Below are 16919 nucleotides of genomic sequence, written 5' to 3' on the forward strand. Positions count from 1 at the left end.
AATACAAAAAAATTCCTTTGTCAAGTAAATTTGCAAAATTTTATAAAAAATCTGCAAATTTACATAAATTTAGAAAAAATATCTAAATTTAAGCTATGAAATCTGGATATTCCCACACTATTTTTCCACTTTTTATGGTCGTAAAAGCTATGCCTTTTAGTTTTTTTCCAAGAAGTGGGGAATTTAAAGACTTTGATTTATTTAAAAACTCATCATACATATACTCTAAGTTTGGATCTATTATTGCAATATCAGCTAAAAATCCTTCTTTAATCTCGCCTTTATTTTTTAAATTTAAAATCTTAGCAGGATTGAAAGAAGTTAGCCTTACCATATCGTTTAAGTTTATAACATCTTCTTCAACAAGTTTTAAAGTAAGCGGTATGAGTGTTTGAAGTCCTAAAATTCCAAAACTAGCTTTGTCAAATTCTGTAAATTTATCATCTACATTATGCGGTGCATGATCTGTTGCAATTACATCTATAAGCCCATCTTTTAAAGCATTTCTAATAGCAAGTTTATCGCTTTCTTCTCTTAAAGGTGGAGACATTTTATAATTTGTATTATAGTCCATTAAGCACTCATCTGTAAAGCTAAAATGATGTGGTGTGGCCTCACAAGTTACATTTATACCATCTTCTTTTGCTCTTTTTATAAGTTTTAGTGAATACTCTGAGCTAACATGTGCAATATGAATATGCCCACCTGTTAATTTTGCTAAAAGCATATCGCGACTTGCCATAATTTCTTCTTTTTCTCTTGCCATACCTTTTAAGCCTAGAATTGCTGAAACTTTTCCCTCATGCATCACACCACTTCTGCACATTGAACAGTCTTCACAATGACTTATAACAAACGATCCAAAATGCTTTGAATACTCAAGTGCTGCACGCATGACATCACTAGAGCTTACTGGGAGCCCATCATCACTAAACGCCACAGCCCCAGCACTTATCATATCGCCCATCTCAGTTATGCCCTCACCTTTTAGGCTTTTTGAAATAGCGCCAATTGGCAAAAGATCTATAAGTCCTCTTTTTTTAGCTTTTTGTATCATATCTCTTGTGATGGCAGCATTATCATTTACTGGATTTGTATTTGCCATAGGAAGCACGGTTGTCACACCACCCGCAACTGCACACTCGCTTCCTGAATTAATATCATCTTTATACTCATATCCTGGATCACGAAAGTGTACATGCATGTCAATTAAACCTGGCATTACAAGCATATTTTTAGCATCTATTATTTTATCAGCCTCTAAAATTTCATCAGTTATTTTTACGATTTTATCATTTTCTATTAAAATATTTGCTTTTTTTGAACTATCATGATTTATTATAAGACCACTTTTTATTAGAGTTTTCACGCTTTTCTCCTATTCGAGTTTAAAATATCTAAAATAGCCATTCTTACAGCAACTCCATTTTCAACTTGGTTAAATACCATATTAAAATCCCCTTCAAGTACATCTGAATTTACTTCAACGCCTCTATTTATAGGACCTGGATGCATTATTAAAGGGTCATTTGCTAAAAGAACTCTTGCCTTTGTAAGTCCAAAAAATTTACTATATTCACGGTTGCTTGGAAAAGGTGTTGAAGCGTTTTGTCTCTCAAGCTGAACTCTAAGCATTATGATAACATCGGCTCCATCAACTGCTTCTTCCATATCTCTTGCTACTTTGCAGCCAAAAGCCTCTACGCCAAGTGGCATCATCATAGGTGGTCCAAAAAGTGTTAATTTAGCACCAAATTTACTCATTGCCCAAATATCACTTCTTGCAACCCTGCTATGCTCGATATCGCCTATAATAGAAATTTTAAGATTTTTTAAATCACCTTTATGTTCCATTATGGTAAAAATATCTAAAAGTCCTTGCGAAGGATGTTCATTTAACCCATCGCCTGCATTTACAACCGATGAGGTTGTGTGTTTTGCGACAAATGATGCAGCTCCTGAGGAAAAATGTCTAAGGACAAAAATATCAGTTTTCATGGCTTCTAAATTATTAATGGTATCCATTAAAGTTTCACCTTTTTTTGTACTACTGCTTGCGGCTGAAAAATTTATAGCATCAGCACCAAGTCTTTTAGCAGCAGTTTCAAAAGAAATTCTAGTTCTAGTTGAGTTTTCAAAAAAAGCGTTTATCACAGTTTTGCCACGCAAAGCATCACTTTTTTTCATATCACTATTGTTTAGAGCTTTGTATTTTTTAGCTAAGTTTAAAAAACAGCTCATCTCATCGACGCTTAAATCCCTAAGTCCAAGTAAGTCTTTTCGTGTATAATTCATTGTGTTTCTCCATTTTCGGGAATTTATGATAGCAAATTTTTCCTTAAAATTTGAAAATTTAACTTTTTAAGATAAAATTTTAATACTTTTTAAAAAGGAAAAAAATGAAAAACATATTTTTAATACTTTCTATTTTAGCATTAAATCTGTTTGCAAATGATGATGCTATAAACAAAATAGGTTCGGTAAATACGGCTTGGAAACTGCTTGGTAAAAATGACAGAATAGAGATAATATCTGTAAAAGATCCAAAAATAGATGGAATAACTTGTTTTTTATCTTACGCTAAAAAAGGTGGAGCAAGCGAAATAGTAGGACTTGAAGAAGATACTAGCAACGCCTCAGTTTCATGTGTGCAAACTGCAAAAAAGATTATCATAAAAGAAGATATCTCAAAAGACAAAGAAAATATTTTTAAAAAACGAAGCTCAGTTTTATTTAAAAAAACGCAAGTTGTAAGAATGTATGATGAAAAAGATAATGCAATAATTTATCTAGCCTACTCTGATAAGCTAGTTGATGGATCTCCTAATAACTCAATTTCAGTAGTTCCATGCAACCAAGCAGTTGGAAATGTGTGCGAGTTTATAAATGAGTAAGGCTCTAAAAAGCCTTACTCATTATAAGTGAAGCTTTTCCTCAAAATATTTATCTATATCAAAATAACAATTTCCACTTTTTGTTTTAAAACTTATCATTTTACTATTAAATTTATCAACGCTGTCTATGCCTGAAATTGCCATTATGGTTTTTAAACTTTTTAGTAAATTTTTGTGATAATTTGCAATTGTTATAGCTTTTTCGTTAATTAAATATGAAAGGCGTTTTTTCTTATCTTGTGTTGCCATTCCAACTGGACATTGATGCTTTAAAGCACCCGAACAAACTCTTGCTCTAATACAGCCCCCACTCATCATAAATCCTCTTGCAATTCCAACTAAATCAGCTCCTAAGCATAGTGTAATAGCCACATCATCAGGCGTTAAAACTTTGCTACTTCCAATTATTTTAAAATGCTCTCTAATGCCATATTTCTTCAGAGTAAAATCAACAATATATAAAGCATATGGGAGTCTTAATCCAACTGATTCCATTAACTCAAGCGGTGCAGCACCAGTTCCACCATCTCCACCATCAATACTTATAAAATCAGGTAGAGTTTTTTTAGTATCAAATCTATCTTTTAAAATTTTTACCATATTTTCAACTTCATTTATATCTGAGACAATAATCTTAAAGCCAACTGGCTTTTCTGAAAGTTCTTTTAATCTAGAAATAAAATTAAAAAGCTCATTATAGTCGTTTGCATAAGGAAATCGATTTGGACTTATAATATCAACGCCCTCTTTTACACCTCTGTAATAAGCAATTTCAGGTGTAACCTTCTCGCCTAAAAGTCTACCACCAGTTTGTTTTGCACCTTGAGCTATTTTTATCTCAGTAGCCCTACAAAAACGCATAACTTTTTGATATTTTAGCTCGTCAAATTTAGCATTTTCATCTCTTACGCCATAAAGCCCTGAGCCAATTTGAAAAATTAAATCAGCTACATCACTAGGAATTTCATTAGGGAAATTTTCCAAAGGTGCATTCCAGTTGATTCTATAAAAGCTTAAATTTTTCTTATCAACAGCAAAACTATCCTTTGCTTCAATACCTTTTAAAACTAAATTTCTGTATTTTCTAATGGCAACGGTGTGATTAAAAAGCCTTTTATAAATATTGTAAATTTGCTTTTGCGATGGTGTTCCTTCTATAATTTCAAGATATTTTTTATTCTCACTAGCTATTTTGTGTCTAAAAAAATAATTTGTTGTAAGCCCACCCTCTCCAATATTTATAGGAAACCTAGCCTCTATTCCGGCACTTGAAAAAGCACTTGTTGCCTCAGGGCTTAAAGCCCCATCGCTCATAGCCGATCTGACAATTACAGATTTTGTTATAAATGGATTTTTACAGGTAGAATTACCTATTTTTACGCTAAAATTACCATTTATTTCATCTGCATTGAAAACATGACTTGCATGTTTTAGTAAAAATCTACTTCCATCATAACTTTGAGAAACACTAAATGAAATATATAAATTTTTATCTTTTGAGGCCTTATAAACCCAGTCAATTTTATCTCTTGATTCATAAAAATCTTCCTTTGCAAAATACTGTCTAAATGGCTCTCTAAGTAGCTCAAAAAGATATCTAAATCTAGCAATTACTGGATAATTTATAAGAAGTGATGACTTTCTTTGAACATATCTATCATATACAAATAGCGCAAATAAAAACGCTACTAATAAAAAAATAATAAAACTTAGCATAATTTTTTCCTTATTTTGGATTAATTATATTCCAGCCTTTTTCAAGTGCTATTTTTTTTAATTTATCATCAGGGTTTATACAGTTTGTAGAGTGTACGAACTCACACATCGCAAGATCATTTATCGAATCTGTATAAAAAACTATTTTTTGTGGGTTTAAATTTTTGTTTTTTAAATAAATTTTTAAAGCCTCAACTTTACCCTCTTGAAAACTTAAAGGAGGTATAAACTCATCTGTATAATGAGAGTTTTTAACCACTAGATTTACGCCAATTGCTTCTTTTACACCAAGATATTTTGAAACTGGATTTACTATATAAGATGGTGTTGCTGAAATTATCAAATTTGGAGTTAGAGTTTTTATCCAAATTTTAGCTTTATTGTAAATAATAGGCTTAATTTTAGTTTTTAAAAACTCAGGTATTAAGTTTGAAATTTCATTCAAACTAAGGCTTTTTAGTGAAGTTATTGAAAATTTCAAATACTCATTCATATTAAGTTTTCCTTCATCATAAAGCTCTATCATTTTTTGATTATCTTTTATAAAATCATCTTTTAAAATACCTTTTTCAAGTAAAAATTCATGCCATAAATCATAACTATCACCATTAATTAGTGTTTTATCAAGATCAAAAACTGTTAAAGTCATAATTTTCCTTATCTAAATTTTTCTTCATTAACACTATTATAACCAAGTTCAAAAAGCTCATCAAAGTTTTTAAAACTAAAAAGTGAATATTTCTTAATCAAATTTGATGAGATATAAATTGTATCTTTTGATATTTTTGGCTTTTGGGGACTAAGCATAACTCTTAAGGCCCTATTTACGCCAGTTATTAGATTAAAATCATCTTTAAATTTTGGCTTTTTAAAAGGAAGTGAGATATCATATTTATTTATCAAATTTGAAATTGGCTGCAAATCAACAGCTACGGTTTTTTCTTTAAATTTTTCAAAAGGCTTTGTTGGGAGATTGTCTTTAAATCCACCATCTGCTAAAAAATAGTTATCATATTTTACCGCTTCAAAGATAGGTATTAATGCACAACTTCCTAAAACTATTTTTAAAGTATCACCTTTATTAAAGTAAATTATCTCACCACTTTTTAAATCAAGTGCCGATAAATAAACAGGAATTTTAAGCTCTTCTAAGCGCTTAAATTTAAGTAAATCTTGAATAATCTTGTTGTTAAACTCAATTTTTGCAAAGCTTTTAAAGTCCAAATTTAAACTAAATGCGCTTTTAAACTCATCAGTTTTAATAATTTCTAAAATTTCAAGCGGTTTAAATCCACTTGCATACGCCACAGCTACAAATGATCCTATACTTGCCCCACTAATGCGTTTTATATAAACGCCAATTTCATCAAGTTTTTGAAGAACACCTAAATGATATGCCCCTCTTGCAGCTCCACCTGAAAGTGATAAGTTTATATCCAAAAATTAAACCTTTCTTTAAAATGTTTAAATTTTACAAACTATTTTTAAATAAATACCCAAAAAATTGGGTATTTAAATTATTTATTTATTTAGATAGATATTCTCCTAAAGCTTTTAGCTCCTCATCATTTATCTCGACTTTTCTAAAAAAAGGCATACTATGTTTTCCTTCCCTTACAAAATATTCAATTAACTCAGGATTTAAATCATCTCTTTTTGTTAATTCAGCAGGAATTGAGCCTTGATATAAGGCTTGCAAAGCATTTGTTCCTGGCATATTTGCCCCATGACATGGAAGACACCAATAATTATAAATTTCTTCTCCTGTTTTTGGCATTTTTGCCTCAACCCCGCCACTTAAAATATCTTTTTCTTTAGCATTTAAATTTATAAAACAAACAACTCCTATAAAAATCATAATCTTAACTAAGTTTTTCATCTTTTTTTCCTCTTAAATGTTTAGGCCAAATTCCGCCTCTTCCTGGTGCGATTATGCCATTTGGATCTATTGCATCTTTTAACTCTTGTGTAAATCTTTTTAAAATATGGTTATTAAAAGAATACACATTATAAACATCATCTTGAAAAGTTGGAGCAGCTCTATAATCTCCCCAGCCATTTTCCGCAGCAACTTCAATCATTTTTCTATAAGCTTTTCTTAAATTTTTATTATGTTCAATATCTGTTCTTGAGTTTCCAAAATTTAGCATAAAACAAAACGCTCTATACATCCAGCTTCTAGGATGTGAAAATGGTGTAATTGGCGAAGGCATCCCAAGCTCGTGAAAAACATCTATATAAACCTCTTGACATTTTAAAAGCTCTTTTCCATCTCTTGGAATAATTGGCGAAAACCAAACATGCCCATCTTGAGGCTCTAAACTCTCACCTCTTGTGCTAAGCCAAAAAATCTCCATATTTGGAATTCCAAGGGAAATTTTATGTTTCATTTTAGCAATATCATCTTTGCTTAAAGGAAGTGAAAACTCTTGAACGAGCTTGAAATTTGAGCCCTCAACTTCATCAAATCTGCTTTTTATATAGTTCGCATTTGCTTTAACTGATTCTTTGTTTCCATAAATAGGAATGTCAATTTGCCAGTAAGGAATTTTATTTTTTAATGCATAGTTTTGAATTTTTTCAAGGTCTGGTTTGCCATCTTTTGAGGTTAGATATGATTTTAACTCAGGGTTCATTTCTTTTCCATGAGGTGGATTTAAAGGACTTCTATAAAGTGGCCAACCGATAATAAAAGAATCTTCTAAATAATTTAATATTTCAACTATTTTTATTAAATCATCTCTTTTTTTAGCTTCCAATGAATAAAGTGCGTAATATTCAGGTTTAGGCATAAGCCAAAATCCCATTTTTGTTACAATGCCAAAATTTGATTGCGCAAAAAGACCATCTAAGTAAGCACCATATCCGTATTTATTTTCAGCAAAAGTCTTAGCTCCAGGTAAAGCTCCCATGCCGGTTCGCATTATCTCACCATTTGCTAAAACAACTTCCATTCCACAATGTGCTCCAAAATGATCCCTATACATTCCATAAGTATATCCCCAACCATGATCAAGTGCATTTCCAACAGGACTTCCCCAACCAGGATCTGGTATATCCATAAAAACATTTAAGTTATTATCTTCACAATATTTATAAAAGTCAAAATAACTAACACCTGGTTCTAAAATACAGAAATTTCTCTTATCATCAACTTCTATGATTTTATTCATTCTTTTTAAATCAATTACTATATCACCGCGATTATTTGGAGCTGAAGAGCCATAACCTAAATTTTTGCCTGTTGAAATAGGAAAAAGCGGTATTTTAAATTCATTTGCTACTTTAACTATTTTACTTACTTCTTCGGCGGTTTTAGGAGTTATTGCTAATGATGGGATTGGCTCAGTTTCTTCATCCCATTCAGGAGAATAAGCATCCCTATACAAATATATATCTTTTTGATTATCTATAACATTATCTTCGCCCACTATTTCTTTAAATTTTTTTATAGCTTTTTTAAAATTTTCAATACTTACACCATTTGGTAAAATCATGTCAAACTCCTTTTTATATTTAGATTACTACTTGGAAATAAAATCCAAGATACTAAACCATCATCTAAAACTTTTTCTTTACTTTGATAGTAAAAATCTTTTGCTATATTTTTAATAACAAAAAAAGTTTCTTTTGATGTTATGCCAGATGAGATAAAGTCATCTCTAAATTTATCTTTTAAATCAAAATAAATCTCACTTACATCTTTATTTATCCTTAGTTTTTCTTTATTTGCAAAAGTAAATGCATAGTTTTTGCTTATTTTCAAATTTTCATCATAGATTAAAAAATTCTTATCTTCAAATTTAAAAGAATTAGCAAAAGAGTAATTAGAAAGAAAAAAGGTGGATAAAACGCCTGTTTTTAAAAAATTTCTCCTTGAAATTTCGCTCATCATTTAACTCCTTTCGAATTATAATGTAACTTAAAAGTTATTTTATCACATTAAGCAAAATTTTAAGATAGAAATTAAAATTAGATATTTTTTTTAAAGATAGTTTAATATTTTAAAACACATTTATAAAAAAATTATAATTATCTTAAATTTAAAATCTCTAATCAAGTAAAATAAGTTTTGTGATTTTATTTAAAAGCAAGTTATTTTGCATGATGTTTGGATTATTTTGACCTATTTTTAAAGATGTGATTGCAGTTTGGGCTATTAAAGCACGTCCATTATCTACTGTTTTTAGCCCCCAAACATTATGGATAACACTAACTTCACCATTTATAATACCACCATAAAGCATAATGTGCCCTGGCATATAAATAAGAGCTAGATATGGCGTAGCATTTTGCCTTATTGTTTCAAGCTTTTCATCACTGCTTAAAAAACTTAAATCTATACTTTTATGCCCAACAGTTTGAGCTTTTGAGTTTCTTCCAAGCCATACGCCAAAAGATGTCATAACATCTTTTGTAAAAAGCGAACAATCTCTATAATATCCAAACCCACCCCAACCATAAGGCTCACCCAAAATACTATTTATTACTTTTTTAATATTTTCATCATTTAAAACAGCTGGAAATACAGTGGCACTTTTTTTAGAAATTTTATAATTTTCTAGGCCATTTTTTGTGAAAATTTCACCATAATAATATTTATCATCATATCTATGAACCATTAAAAGTGTCCCAACTCTTGCATTTAATAAAAACTTATTATTTAAATTAAAAAGTGGTAATTTATCCTCTAAAATAGTTATAAATTTGGAGTTTTTTATCAAGTTTATTTCATCTTGTGATAAAATTTTTATATCTCTTGCATCTATCCAACCCCAAGCAGAATCAGTTTGCACAAAAACAAAATCTCTGTTTTTGCTAAAATGAGAAATTAAAACTGGATAATTAACTCCTAAAGTAGAATTTGCAAAATAATCAAAAGGATAGCCCTCACCCGCATCTTTAAAGCTTATAAATATTGGCTCATTTGTTGGAGCATTTCTTAAAAAAGTATTTTTTAAAGTAATTGCAGGAAAAAATAACTCACCAAATTTATTAGTGTTTGCATTTTCGTAAATTTTATCAAAGAATTTATCATCATAAACTCTTCTACTTGGTGAATAATATTTTTTATTTTTTGTGTTTTTATATGCATTTAATGCCCAAAAAGCCTCTTTTTTAGAAATTTTGGGTCTATTTTCTTGACTAAAATCCCACACTCTAAAAAAGCGCTCTAAAAACAAGTCTCTATCAAAAAGTTTAGGATTTTTAACTTTTGGTAATATTTTAGAGTTTTGAGGAAATTCAAGCTTTAAAATTTCATATTTTTGATTTTGGTTTATTGTTTCATTTTTAGTGGCACAACCAGCAAAAAATAAAACTAAAACTAAGCTTAAAAACCACCTCAAAACCATCGTAAAATATCTCTATTTAGCTGATAGCTCGTGAACTAAATTTATAAAATATTTAGTATTTTCAACTGGTATATCAGGTAAAATTCCATGTCCTAAGTTGAAAATATGAGACTTTCCTTTCATTGTTTTTACTATCTTTTCAACGCTTTCTTTAATAGCATTTTTGCTATAAAGACGGCAAGGCTCCATATTTCCTTGAAGTGTATATTTATGGCTTAAAACATCTCTTGCAAGAGCTAAAGGAGTACTCCAATCAACTCCAAAAACATCGAAATTTCCATCAATTTTATCTAAATATGCACTAATACCTTTTGGGAAAACAATAATTGGAATTTCAGGATATTTTGCCTTTAAGTAATCAACAATTTCTAAAATATATTTCCAACTAAAATCAAAATAAACATCTTTTTCTAACGCACTTGCCCAGCTATCAAAAATTTGAACGGCATTAACGCCAGCTTTTATTTGATTTTCAAGATAAATTTTAGTTGCTTGTGTAACTTTGCTTAAAATTTTATGTAAAAATTCAGGATTTTGATATAGAAGTTTTTTACATTTTGCATAGTTTTTTGTGCTTCCACCTTCTATCATATATGTTGCAACGGTCCAAGGTGCCCCACAAAAACCAATTAATGCTTTGTCTTTTGCAAGTTTTTCTCTAGTGATTTTAATGGTTTCATAAACATAATCTAGATTTTTAACGGCCTTTTGAGCATCTAATCTTTTTAAATCCTCTTCGCAAGTAATTGGATCATGAAAAACTGGGCCACGACCAACTATAAATTCTAAATCTATTCCCATTTCCATAGGAACAACCAAAATATCACTAAATAAAATAGCCGCATCAACACCAACTATATCAACTGGTTGAAGTGTAACCTCACTTGCTTTTTTTGGATTTTTACATAAACTTATAAAACCACCTGCATCTTTTCTAACTGCTCTATATTCAGGTAGATATCTCCCCGCTTGCCTCATCATCCAAACTGGAGTATAAGGAACTTCTTTTTTTAAACACGCATCTACAAATATCATTTTTTCTCCTTTAAATTTAGTGTTCGCTTCCTTTGTGAAGGAAATAAAGTCCTATACAAAGTGCTAATATGGAAAGTGCCAAATAGCCCATTTCAAGCGGTGTTTCAAACTTTGCGTGAAGCACCCTTTGAAAGAAATTTACGATTAAAACCATTACGATAACTTTGCCAATTTTATCTTTTAGTTGGTCTAAGCTTTTTATTTCTAAAACTTTTGAGTGTTTTGAGTTTTTCATCGGCTCAATTTCAGAGATAAAAAGTTCATAAATTCCAAAACTAAAAATAAACAAAACTAACGCCATCAAATACAAATCAATCGCCCCAACTATCACACCAACAGCGTCTGAGTGAAGATCTATCTCCTTAACGCCATTTACCAAATATCCCCACGCACCAAACATAACATTTAAAATATCATAACTTGCTATCACAAAGCAAATCACAGCTCCGATTAAGCCAAAAATCACAGGTAAAATCGTAACAAATCTCGAACTCCAAAGAACTCTTTCAAAAATTTTTTCAATCATTTTTTCTCTTTTTATTAATTTTATTTTAAATTTAACATTTTTTAATCTCTCCACTTATTTTAAAGCTTTTAAATTTATCACTATCTTTATAAATTTCAACAAAAAGTGGTTTATTGCTTGGCTGAATAAGCTCAAAAGAAGTTTTATTATTAATTAAATTTAAAATAACTGAAGCTGCCAAACTCCCACTTGCACAAGCACTTTCATAAAATAAAGTATTAATATCTCTTACAAAAACAACAGGTTTTAAAACCTCATCTTTTACATTTATAAAGCCACTTGCTTTAAGATTAGTCAAATTTAAGCTTTTTATCTTTTCAAAGCCAAATTTTTTATACTCATCATCACTTTTAAACTCTAAATTTTCTAAATTTACAATATGAGTAATGCCATCTAAATTTACTAAATATTCGAAATCATTTAGCTTTTTTATATCAAATTTATCACTAAAATTTGAAACTGTAAAAACCCCAAACTCATCTTTGCCACATTTAAAAACTTCACCTAAATTTTTAACCTTAACCTCATCTTGGCTAAATTTATCCATATAAAAAAGCCCTGCACATCTTATAGCATTTATGCAGCGCTCACCACCTGCCATAAAAAGGTTAAAATCATCATCAACAAAACCCACTTGTTCAACAAATGGGTGTTTTTGCATAATTAAATCATTTAAGCTTTTATCAAGTTTTTGACTAGATTTAATATAAATTAAAGCCGTGGGATTTCCACTAGGCTTATAAATTTCATAATTTATCTTTGATAATCTATCCATTTAAGTGCAATTCTCACAGCATTTGTAGCAGCGCCAACTCTTACTTGATCAGCTACGCAAAAAAGATGAAGTATTTTTTCATCAAAATTATCTTTTCTAATCCTACCAACATAGGTATAATCGGTATTTGTAGAAATAGTTGGCATTGGATAAGAGTTATTTTTAACATCGTCAATAAGCTTTATGCTTGGAGCATTTCTTAAAATTTCTCTAACTTCTTCAACTTCAAAATTTCTTTCAAATTTAATAGTAATTGCTTCACTATGACTTCTTAAAACTGGCACTCTAACGCAAGTTGCTGAAAGTGGAATATTTTTATGAAGTATTTTACTAGTTTCATTTACCATTTTCATCTCTTCTTTTGTGTAGTCATTTTCCAAAAATACATCAATATGAGGAATTACATTTAAAGCAAGTTGGTGTGGAAAAACTTTATTTTCAAACTCATCAAGCTTAAAGGCAAAAAACGCTTGCATTTCATTAACAAGCTCTTCCATTCCTTCTTTTCCTGCTCCACTTGCTGCTTGATAGGTGCTTACATCAACTCTTAAAATATTAAAAATATCATCAAGTGGTTTTAAAACCTGCACCATTTGTATGGTTGAGCAGTTTGGATTTGCAATAATTCCTGTATTTTGCCATAAATTTATATCTTTTGGATTGCACTCAGGCACAACTAAAGGAACATTTGGCTCCATTCTAAAATGACTTGTGTTATCTATCACCAATGCTCCACTTTGGGTTGCAAATTTAGCAAAATGAGCTGATACCGAACCGCCTGCACAAAAAAATGCAATATCAACATCATGCTCATCAAAAATAGTTTCAGTAAGTTCTTTTACAACATACTCTTTACCGCAAAACTCTAGCCTTTCTCCAGCACTTCTTGAGCTTGCGAGCAAAAGTAATTCATTAATAGGAAAATTCATCTCCTCAAGTATTAGTAAAATTTCTTCTCCAACCGCACCTGTAGCTCCTACAACTGCAACATTAAAACGCTCTTTATTCATCGGATTCTCCTAAATTTAACTGATCTGACTCTTCGCTGGTTTCTTCATCTTCTATTTTTGGACAAATTGCAATATTTACAACCTCTTCTCCATCAACATTTACAACTTTTACGCCACTTGTATTTCGACCTGCTTTTCTAATGCTTTGCATATCTACTCTAATCATCTTACCACTAGTTGTTAAAGCCATTAAATCCATCTCATCATCAACTATTACAATACCAACTAAATCGCCTGTTTTATTTGTAAGTCTCATACAAATAACACCTTTTCCAGCTCTTTTTTGAAGTCTGTACTCTTCAGCTGTGGTTCGCTTACCAATGCCTTTACTTGCAACACTTAATATTTCTTGATCATTTGTTTGTAAAACTGCTGCACCTATTACGCTATCATCTTTTTCTTTAAATTTAATTGCAGTAACGCCTCTTGTAACTCTTCCAGTTTCTCTAACATCAGTTACGTTAAATTTAATACACATTCCCTTTTTAGTAGCAACCAAAAGCATTTGACCATGTGGTGCAACTTCGCTTTCATCTTCAATCTCATCTACTACTTCATCATCTATATTTTCATCATCAATGATTTCATCATCATCTGTATCAAGATCACCTTTTTCTATAATTAAAGATGTTACTACTGTATCATTATCATCTAAATTTATAGCTTTTATTCCAACACTTCTTATGTTTGCATACTCGCTTAGTTTTGTTCTTTTTACAATTCCGTTTTTAGTAAATATTGTTAAAAATTTATTATCAGCAAAATCAGTTGTTGGGATGATAGCCATAATCTGCTCATCAGGTGCAAGATCTATTAAATTTACAACTGCTTTTCCTTTTGCAGTTCTGCTTCCTTCTGGGATTTTATAAACTTTTAACCAATAAAGCTGTCCTTTATCTGTTATAAACATAAGCGTATCGTGAGTATCGCAGACAAAGAAATTCTCTATAAAATCATCATCATAAGTAGTTAATGCAACTCTTCCTTTTCCACCTCGTTTTTGTTTTTCATATGTTTTACTTGGAACTCTTTTTATGTATCCGCGGTGAGTTATGGTTACAACCATATTTTCATTTGGTATTAAGTCTTCTATGTCAATATCATCATAATCATCAACTATTTCAGTAATTCTTGGGCATTTAAATTTATCTTTTATTTCTAATAGCTCATCTTTTATAATGCCTTCAATAAGTTCTTCACTTTTTAATATTTTTTCTAAATTTTCAATAAGTTCTAAAATTTCTTTTAGCTCAGCTTCTAGTTTTTCTCTCTCTAATCCAGTAAGCTTACTAAGTCTCATATCCAAAATGGCATTTGATTGAAGCTCACTTAGTCCAAATTTACTCATTAATCCATCTCTTGCTGAGCTGGTATCTGCACTATTTTTAATAAGTTCAATTACATCATCTATGTTATCAAGGGCTATTTTTAAACCTTCTAAAATATGAGCTCTAGCTCTTGCTTTTTGAAGATCAAATATAGTTCTTCTTATAACAACAGTTTTTCTATGATTTAAGAAAAGTTGTAAAAGCTCTTTTAGTGTGAAAACTTTTGGCTCTTTGTTATCAATGGCAAGCATTATAACACCAAAAGTTGTCTCCATCATAGTTGATTTAAAAAGATGATTTAAGACAATATCACTCATGGCATCGCGTTTTAGCTCAATGACCATACGCATACCTTCTCTATCGCTTTCATCTCTTACTTCGCTAATTCCATCAATTTCTTTATCTTTTACTAAATTTGCTATTTTTTCTATTAAATTTGCTTTATTTACTTGATAAGGAAGTTCATCAACAACGATAATGTCTTTATTATTTTTCTTTTCAATATGAGTTTTTGCTCTTATTTTAATTCGTCCGCGACCTGTCTCATAAGCCTCAATAATACCTTTTTTACCAAATATAACACCACCTGTTGGAAAATCTGGTCCTTTGATGTGATGCATTAACTCTTTTAAAGTTGCATCTTTATTATCAAGTAAAACCAAAAGTCCATCAACAAGCTCATCAAGACTGTGTGGAGGGATGTTTGTAGCCATTCCAACTGCGATTCCACTTGAGCCATTTAATAACAAATTTGGAACGCGTGCTGGTAAAACATCTGGCTCACTCATGCTTCCATCATAATTTGGTGTAAAATCAACAGTTTCTTTATCTAAGTCTTTTAAAAGCTCTTCTGCTAAATTTGTCATTCTAGCTTCTGTATAACGCATAGCAGCAGCAGGATCGCCATCAACAGAACCAAAGTTTCCTTGTCCATCGACAGTTGTTATTCTCATACTAAAAGGCTGAGCCATTCTAACTAATGCATCATAAACTGCAGTATCACCATGTGGGTGGTACTTACCAATAACATCTCCTACGATACGGGCTGATTTTTTATATGGACTTCTACTTCCAACACCCAAGTCATTCATAGCATAAAGTATCCTTCTATGAACAGGTTTAAGCCCATCTCTTGCATCAGGTAAAGCTCTACCTATGATAACACTCATAGAATAATCAAGATAGCTAGTCTTTATCGAATCCTCAACATCTATTATCTCGACATTTTCATCAAAAAGATTATTTTCCATAAAATTCCTTATATTTACACATTTATTTTTCAAAAATACTAAACATTATATCCAAAAATTAGTCATTTTCAAAACTAAGTTATTAATAATTTTATTTAAAAATCCATTAGTATAAAAGTTTTTTAAACATAAAAAATATAGCTTTTTATTAAAGATAAATATAGTTAATTAATGATAAAATCATTAATTTAAATTTTTTTAAAAATGAGGTTTGTAAAATGCTAAAACCAAATCAACAAAAAGATAATAAGTCTTATAAATATAATATTATTGATACATTCTATAGGGCAGACAATTTTACAAAAGGAAGAGCTTTTAAAAAATTTTTTAGCAATTTTTGTCAAAAGGTTTTTGATATAAACTATAAAATGTTAAAAAATAAAGATTTACAATATTTTCCATTAGGATATAGTGAAAATAACGCCTATTCAAGCATTTCTCACGCATTACATTTACTAACACCTTATGTGTGGAGTGAAATGTTCATTAATTATAAAAATAGAAAAAATATTAAAATTTTAAACAGTGCAGATATAAATAGTAAAGATTGTGATGATAAATGGAGGTTTGTGGATTTTTGGTTTATGAGCAAAGACAAAGAATTTGAAGTATGGCTAGAAGTAAAACGATTAAGTTTTAATGTCGGTAAAAATGCTAACTTAGATTTTGATCAAAAAACTATTAAGAGAATAGAAGATGCCTTATATCAAATTTATAATATTAAAAACTCCAATAAAGATAATCCATGTCAAGATTCCAAACAAGCAAATTTAAAAGTTGCTTTTTTTATAACGCCTTTATGGTGTAAAAAAAGTCAAAAACCAACAAATAAAAGCATAAAATATATTCCAAATAAAATAGCAAATCTACTTAATGATTTTATAGATTATAGGCGAAATATGGGGGTATTATGTGCGGTTTTTGAACTAGATTCACAATTTGAAAAAGAAAATTTAATATATGAAGGCGAATATACGCCTTATTTTATGCTTAATGCCATTATACTAGAGTAAGTGTAATTACAAAAACAA

Annotated in this window: 16 protein-coding genes; 2 read left to right on the top strand and 14 right to left on the bottom strand. The window is 30.1% G+C overall.

What is annotated here, in order from left to right; translation table 11 throughout:
- Nucleotides 1-88: 88 nt before the first annotated feature.
- Together CURT_RS05740 and CURT_RS05745 are read right to left on the bottom strand one after the other, a co-directional pair.
- Nucleotides 89-1369 carry a dihydroorotase gene (locus tag CURT_RS05740; RefSeq protein WP_018713788.1) on the bottom strand — a complete coding sequence of 427 codons (1281 nt, stop codon included), beginning with the start codon at nucleotides 1367-1369 and terminating at the stop codon, nucleotides 89-91.
- Nucleotides 1366-2295, bottom strand: coding sequence for an aspartate carbamoyltransferase catalytic subunit (locus CURT_RS05745; RefSeq protein ID WP_018713789.1), 930 nt, complete (start codon nucleotides 2293-2295; stop codon nucleotides 1366-1368). The genes CURT_RS05740 and CURT_RS05745 overlap by 4 nt, the downstream gene beginning before the upstream one ends.
- 104 nt (nucleotides 2296-2399) lie before the next feature.
- On the opposite strand from CURT_RS05745, the gene CURT_RS05750 reads away from it, so the two are divergent.
- Nucleotides 2400-2894 (top strand): CreA family protein, encoded by a 495-nt coding sequence (locus tag CURT_RS05750; RefSeq protein ID WP_018713790.1) that lies wholly within the window; start codon nucleotides 2400-2402, stop codon nucleotides 2892-2894.
- A gap of 21 nt (nucleotides 2895-2915) precedes the next feature.
- Here the strand turns inward: CURT_RS05750 and CURT_RS05755 are convergent, their stop codons facing one another.
- The 12 genes from CURT_RS05755 to gyrA all read right to left on the bottom strand — a co-directional run bounded on the left by CURT_RS05755 (nucleotide 2916) and on the right by gyrA (nucleotide 15888).
- Nucleotides 2916-4610: an FMN-binding glutamate synthase family protein gene (locus CURT_RS05755; RefSeq protein ID WP_018713791.1), complete on the bottom strand. Its 1695-nt coding sequence runs from the start codon at nucleotides 4608-4610 to the stop codon at nucleotides 2916-2918.
- Nucleotides 4611-4620: 10 nt separating this feature from the next.
- Nucleotides 4621-5259 (bottom strand): HAD family hydrolase, encoded by a 639-nt coding sequence (locus CURT_RS05760; protein ID WP_018713792.1) that lies wholly within the window; start codon nucleotides 5257-5259, stop codon nucleotides 4621-4623.
- An 8-nt stretch (nucleotides 5260-5267) separates the two neighbouring features.
- Nucleotides 5268-6050, bottom strand: coding sequence for a patatin-like phospholipase family protein (locus CURT_RS05765; RefSeq protein ID WP_018713793.1), 783 nt, complete (start codon nucleotides 6048-6050; stop codon nucleotides 5268-5270).
- 85 nt (nucleotides 6051-6135) lie between these two features.
- Nucleotides 6136-6489: a c-type cytochrome gene (locus CURT_RS05770; protein ID WP_018713794.1), complete on the bottom strand. Its 354-nt coding sequence runs from the start codon at nucleotides 6487-6489 to the stop codon at nucleotides 6136-6138.
- A complete protein-coding gene (locus CURT_RS05775; protein WP_018713795.1) occupies nucleotides 6473-8107 on the bottom strand; it encodes an FAD-binding oxidoreductase in 1635 nt (544 codons plus the stop codon). The genes CURT_RS05770 and CURT_RS05775 overlap by 17 nt, the downstream gene beginning before the upstream one ends.
- Nucleotides 8104-8505, bottom strand: a complete 402-nt coding sequence (locus CURT_RS05780) for a hypothetical protein (protein ID WP_018713796.1) — start codon at nucleotides 8503-8505, stop codon at nucleotides 8104-8106. Before CURT_RS05780 ends, CURT_RS05775 begins: the two co-directional genes overlap by 4 nt.
- A 157-nt stretch (nucleotides 8506-8662) precedes the next feature.
- Nucleotides 8663-9958: an SH3 domain-containing C40 family peptidase gene (locus CURT_RS05785; protein ID WP_169478852.1), complete on the bottom strand. Its 1296-nt coding sequence runs from the start codon at nucleotides 9956-9958 to the stop codon at nucleotides 8663-8665.
- An 18-nt stretch (nucleotides 9959-9976) separates the two neighbouring features.
- Nucleotides 9977-10999 carry a uroporphyrinogen decarboxylase gene (hemE, locus tag CURT_RS05790; RefSeq protein WP_018713798.1) on the bottom strand — a complete coding sequence of 341 codons (1023 nt, stop codon included), beginning with the start codon at nucleotides 10997-10999 and terminating at the stop codon, nucleotides 9977-9979.
- Nucleotides 11000-11015: 16 nt separating this feature from the next.
- The gene (locus tag CURT_RS05795; protein WP_026320359.1) at nucleotides 11016-11525 is read right to left on the bottom strand and encodes a YqhA family protein; all 510 of its coding nucleotides are present in this window, start codon (nucleotides 11523-11525) and stop codon (nucleotides 11016-11018) included.
- 31 nt (nucleotides 11526-11556) lie between these two features.
- The gene (locus tag CURT_RS05800) at nucleotides 11557-12300 is read right to left on the bottom strand and encodes a hypothetical protein (RefSeq protein WP_018713800.1); all 744 of its coding nucleotides are present in this window, start codon (nucleotides 12298-12300) and stop codon (nucleotides 11557-11559) included.
- Nucleotides 12279-13310: an aspartate-semialdehyde dehydrogenase gene (locus tag CURT_RS05805; protein ID WP_018713801.1), complete on the bottom strand. Its 1032-nt coding sequence runs from the start codon at nucleotides 13308-13310 to the stop codon at nucleotides 12279-12281. The genes CURT_RS05800 and CURT_RS05805 overlap by 22 nt, the downstream gene beginning before the upstream one ends.
- Nucleotides 13303-15888 carry a DNA gyrase subunit A gene (gyrA, locus tag CURT_RS05810; RefSeq protein WP_018713802.1) on the bottom strand — a complete coding sequence of 862 codons (2586 nt, stop codon included), beginning with the start codon at nucleotides 15886-15888 and terminating at the stop codon, nucleotides 13303-13305. Before gyrA ends, CURT_RS05805 begins: the two co-directional genes overlap by 8 nt.
- 218 nt (nucleotides 15889-16106) lie before the next feature.
- Here gyrA and CURT_RS05815 point away from each other — a divergent pair, with 218 nt between their 5' ends.
- Nucleotides 16107-16901, top strand: coding sequence for a hypothetical protein (locus CURT_RS05815; RefSeq protein WP_018713803.1), 795 nt, complete (start codon nucleotides 16107-16109; stop codon nucleotides 16899-16901).
- Nucleotides 16902-16919 lie beyond the last annotated feature (18 nt).

Source organism: Campylobacter ureolyticus, from assembly GCF_013372225.1.
In the GTDB taxonomy this organism is placed as follows: Bacteria; Campylobacterota; Campylobacteria; order Campylobacterales; family Campylobacteraceae; genus Campylobacter_B; species Campylobacter_B ureolyticus.

Excerpts from the sequence above, each read along its gene's own strand:
- CURT_RS05805 (WP_018713801.1), bottom strand. The coding sequence starts at position 13,310 with ATGAATAAAGAGCGTTTTAATGTTGCAGTTGTAGGAGCTACAGGTGCG.
- CURT_RS05755 (WP_018713791.1), bottom strand. The coding sequence starts at position 4,610 with ATGCTAAGTTTTATTATTTTTTTATTAGTAGCGTTTTTATTTGCGCTA.
- CURT_RS05760 (WP_018713792.1), bottom strand. The coding sequence starts at position 5,259 with ATGACTTTAACAGTTTTTGATCTTGATAAAACACTAATTAATGGTGAT.
- hemE (WP_018713798.1), bottom strand. The coding sequence starts at position 10,999 with ATGATATTTGTAGATGCGTGTTTAAAAAAAGAAGTTCCTTATACTCCA.
- CURT_RS05750 (WP_018713790.1), top strand. The coding sequence starts at position 2,400 with ATGAAAAACATATTTTTAATACTTTCTATTTTAGCATTAAATCTGTTT.
- CURT_RS05800 (WP_018713800.1), bottom strand. The coding sequence starts at position 12,300 with ATGGATAGATTATCAAAGATAAATTATGAAATTTATAAGCCTAGTGGA.
- CURT_RS05770 (WP_018713794.1), bottom strand. The coding sequence starts at position 6,489 with ATGAAAAACTTAGTTAAGATTATGATTTTTATAGGAGTTGTTTGTTTT.
- gyrA (WP_018713802.1), bottom strand. The coding sequence starts at position 15,888 with ATGGAAAATAATCTTTTTGATGAAAATGTCGAGATAATAGATGTTGAG.
- CURT_RS05775 (WP_018713795.1), bottom strand. The coding sequence starts at position 8,107 with ATGATTTTACCAAATGGTGTAAGTATTGAAAATTTTAAAAAAGCTATA.
- CURT_RS05780 (WP_018713796.1), bottom strand. The coding sequence starts at position 8,505 with ATGATGAGCGAAATTTCAAGGAGAAATTTTTTAAAAACAGGCGTTTTA.
- CURT_RS05795 (WP_026320359.1), bottom strand. The coding sequence starts at position 11,525 with ATGATTGAAAAAATTTTTGAAAGAGTTCTTTGGAGTTCGAGATTTGTT.
- CURT_RS05815 (WP_018713803.1), top strand. The coding sequence starts at position 16,107 with ATGCTAAAACCAAATCAACAAAAAGATAATAAGTCTTATAAATATAAT.
- CURT_RS05745 (WP_018713789.1), bottom strand. The coding sequence starts at position 2,295 with ATGAATTATACACGAAAAGACTTACTTGGACTTAGGGATTTAAGCGTC.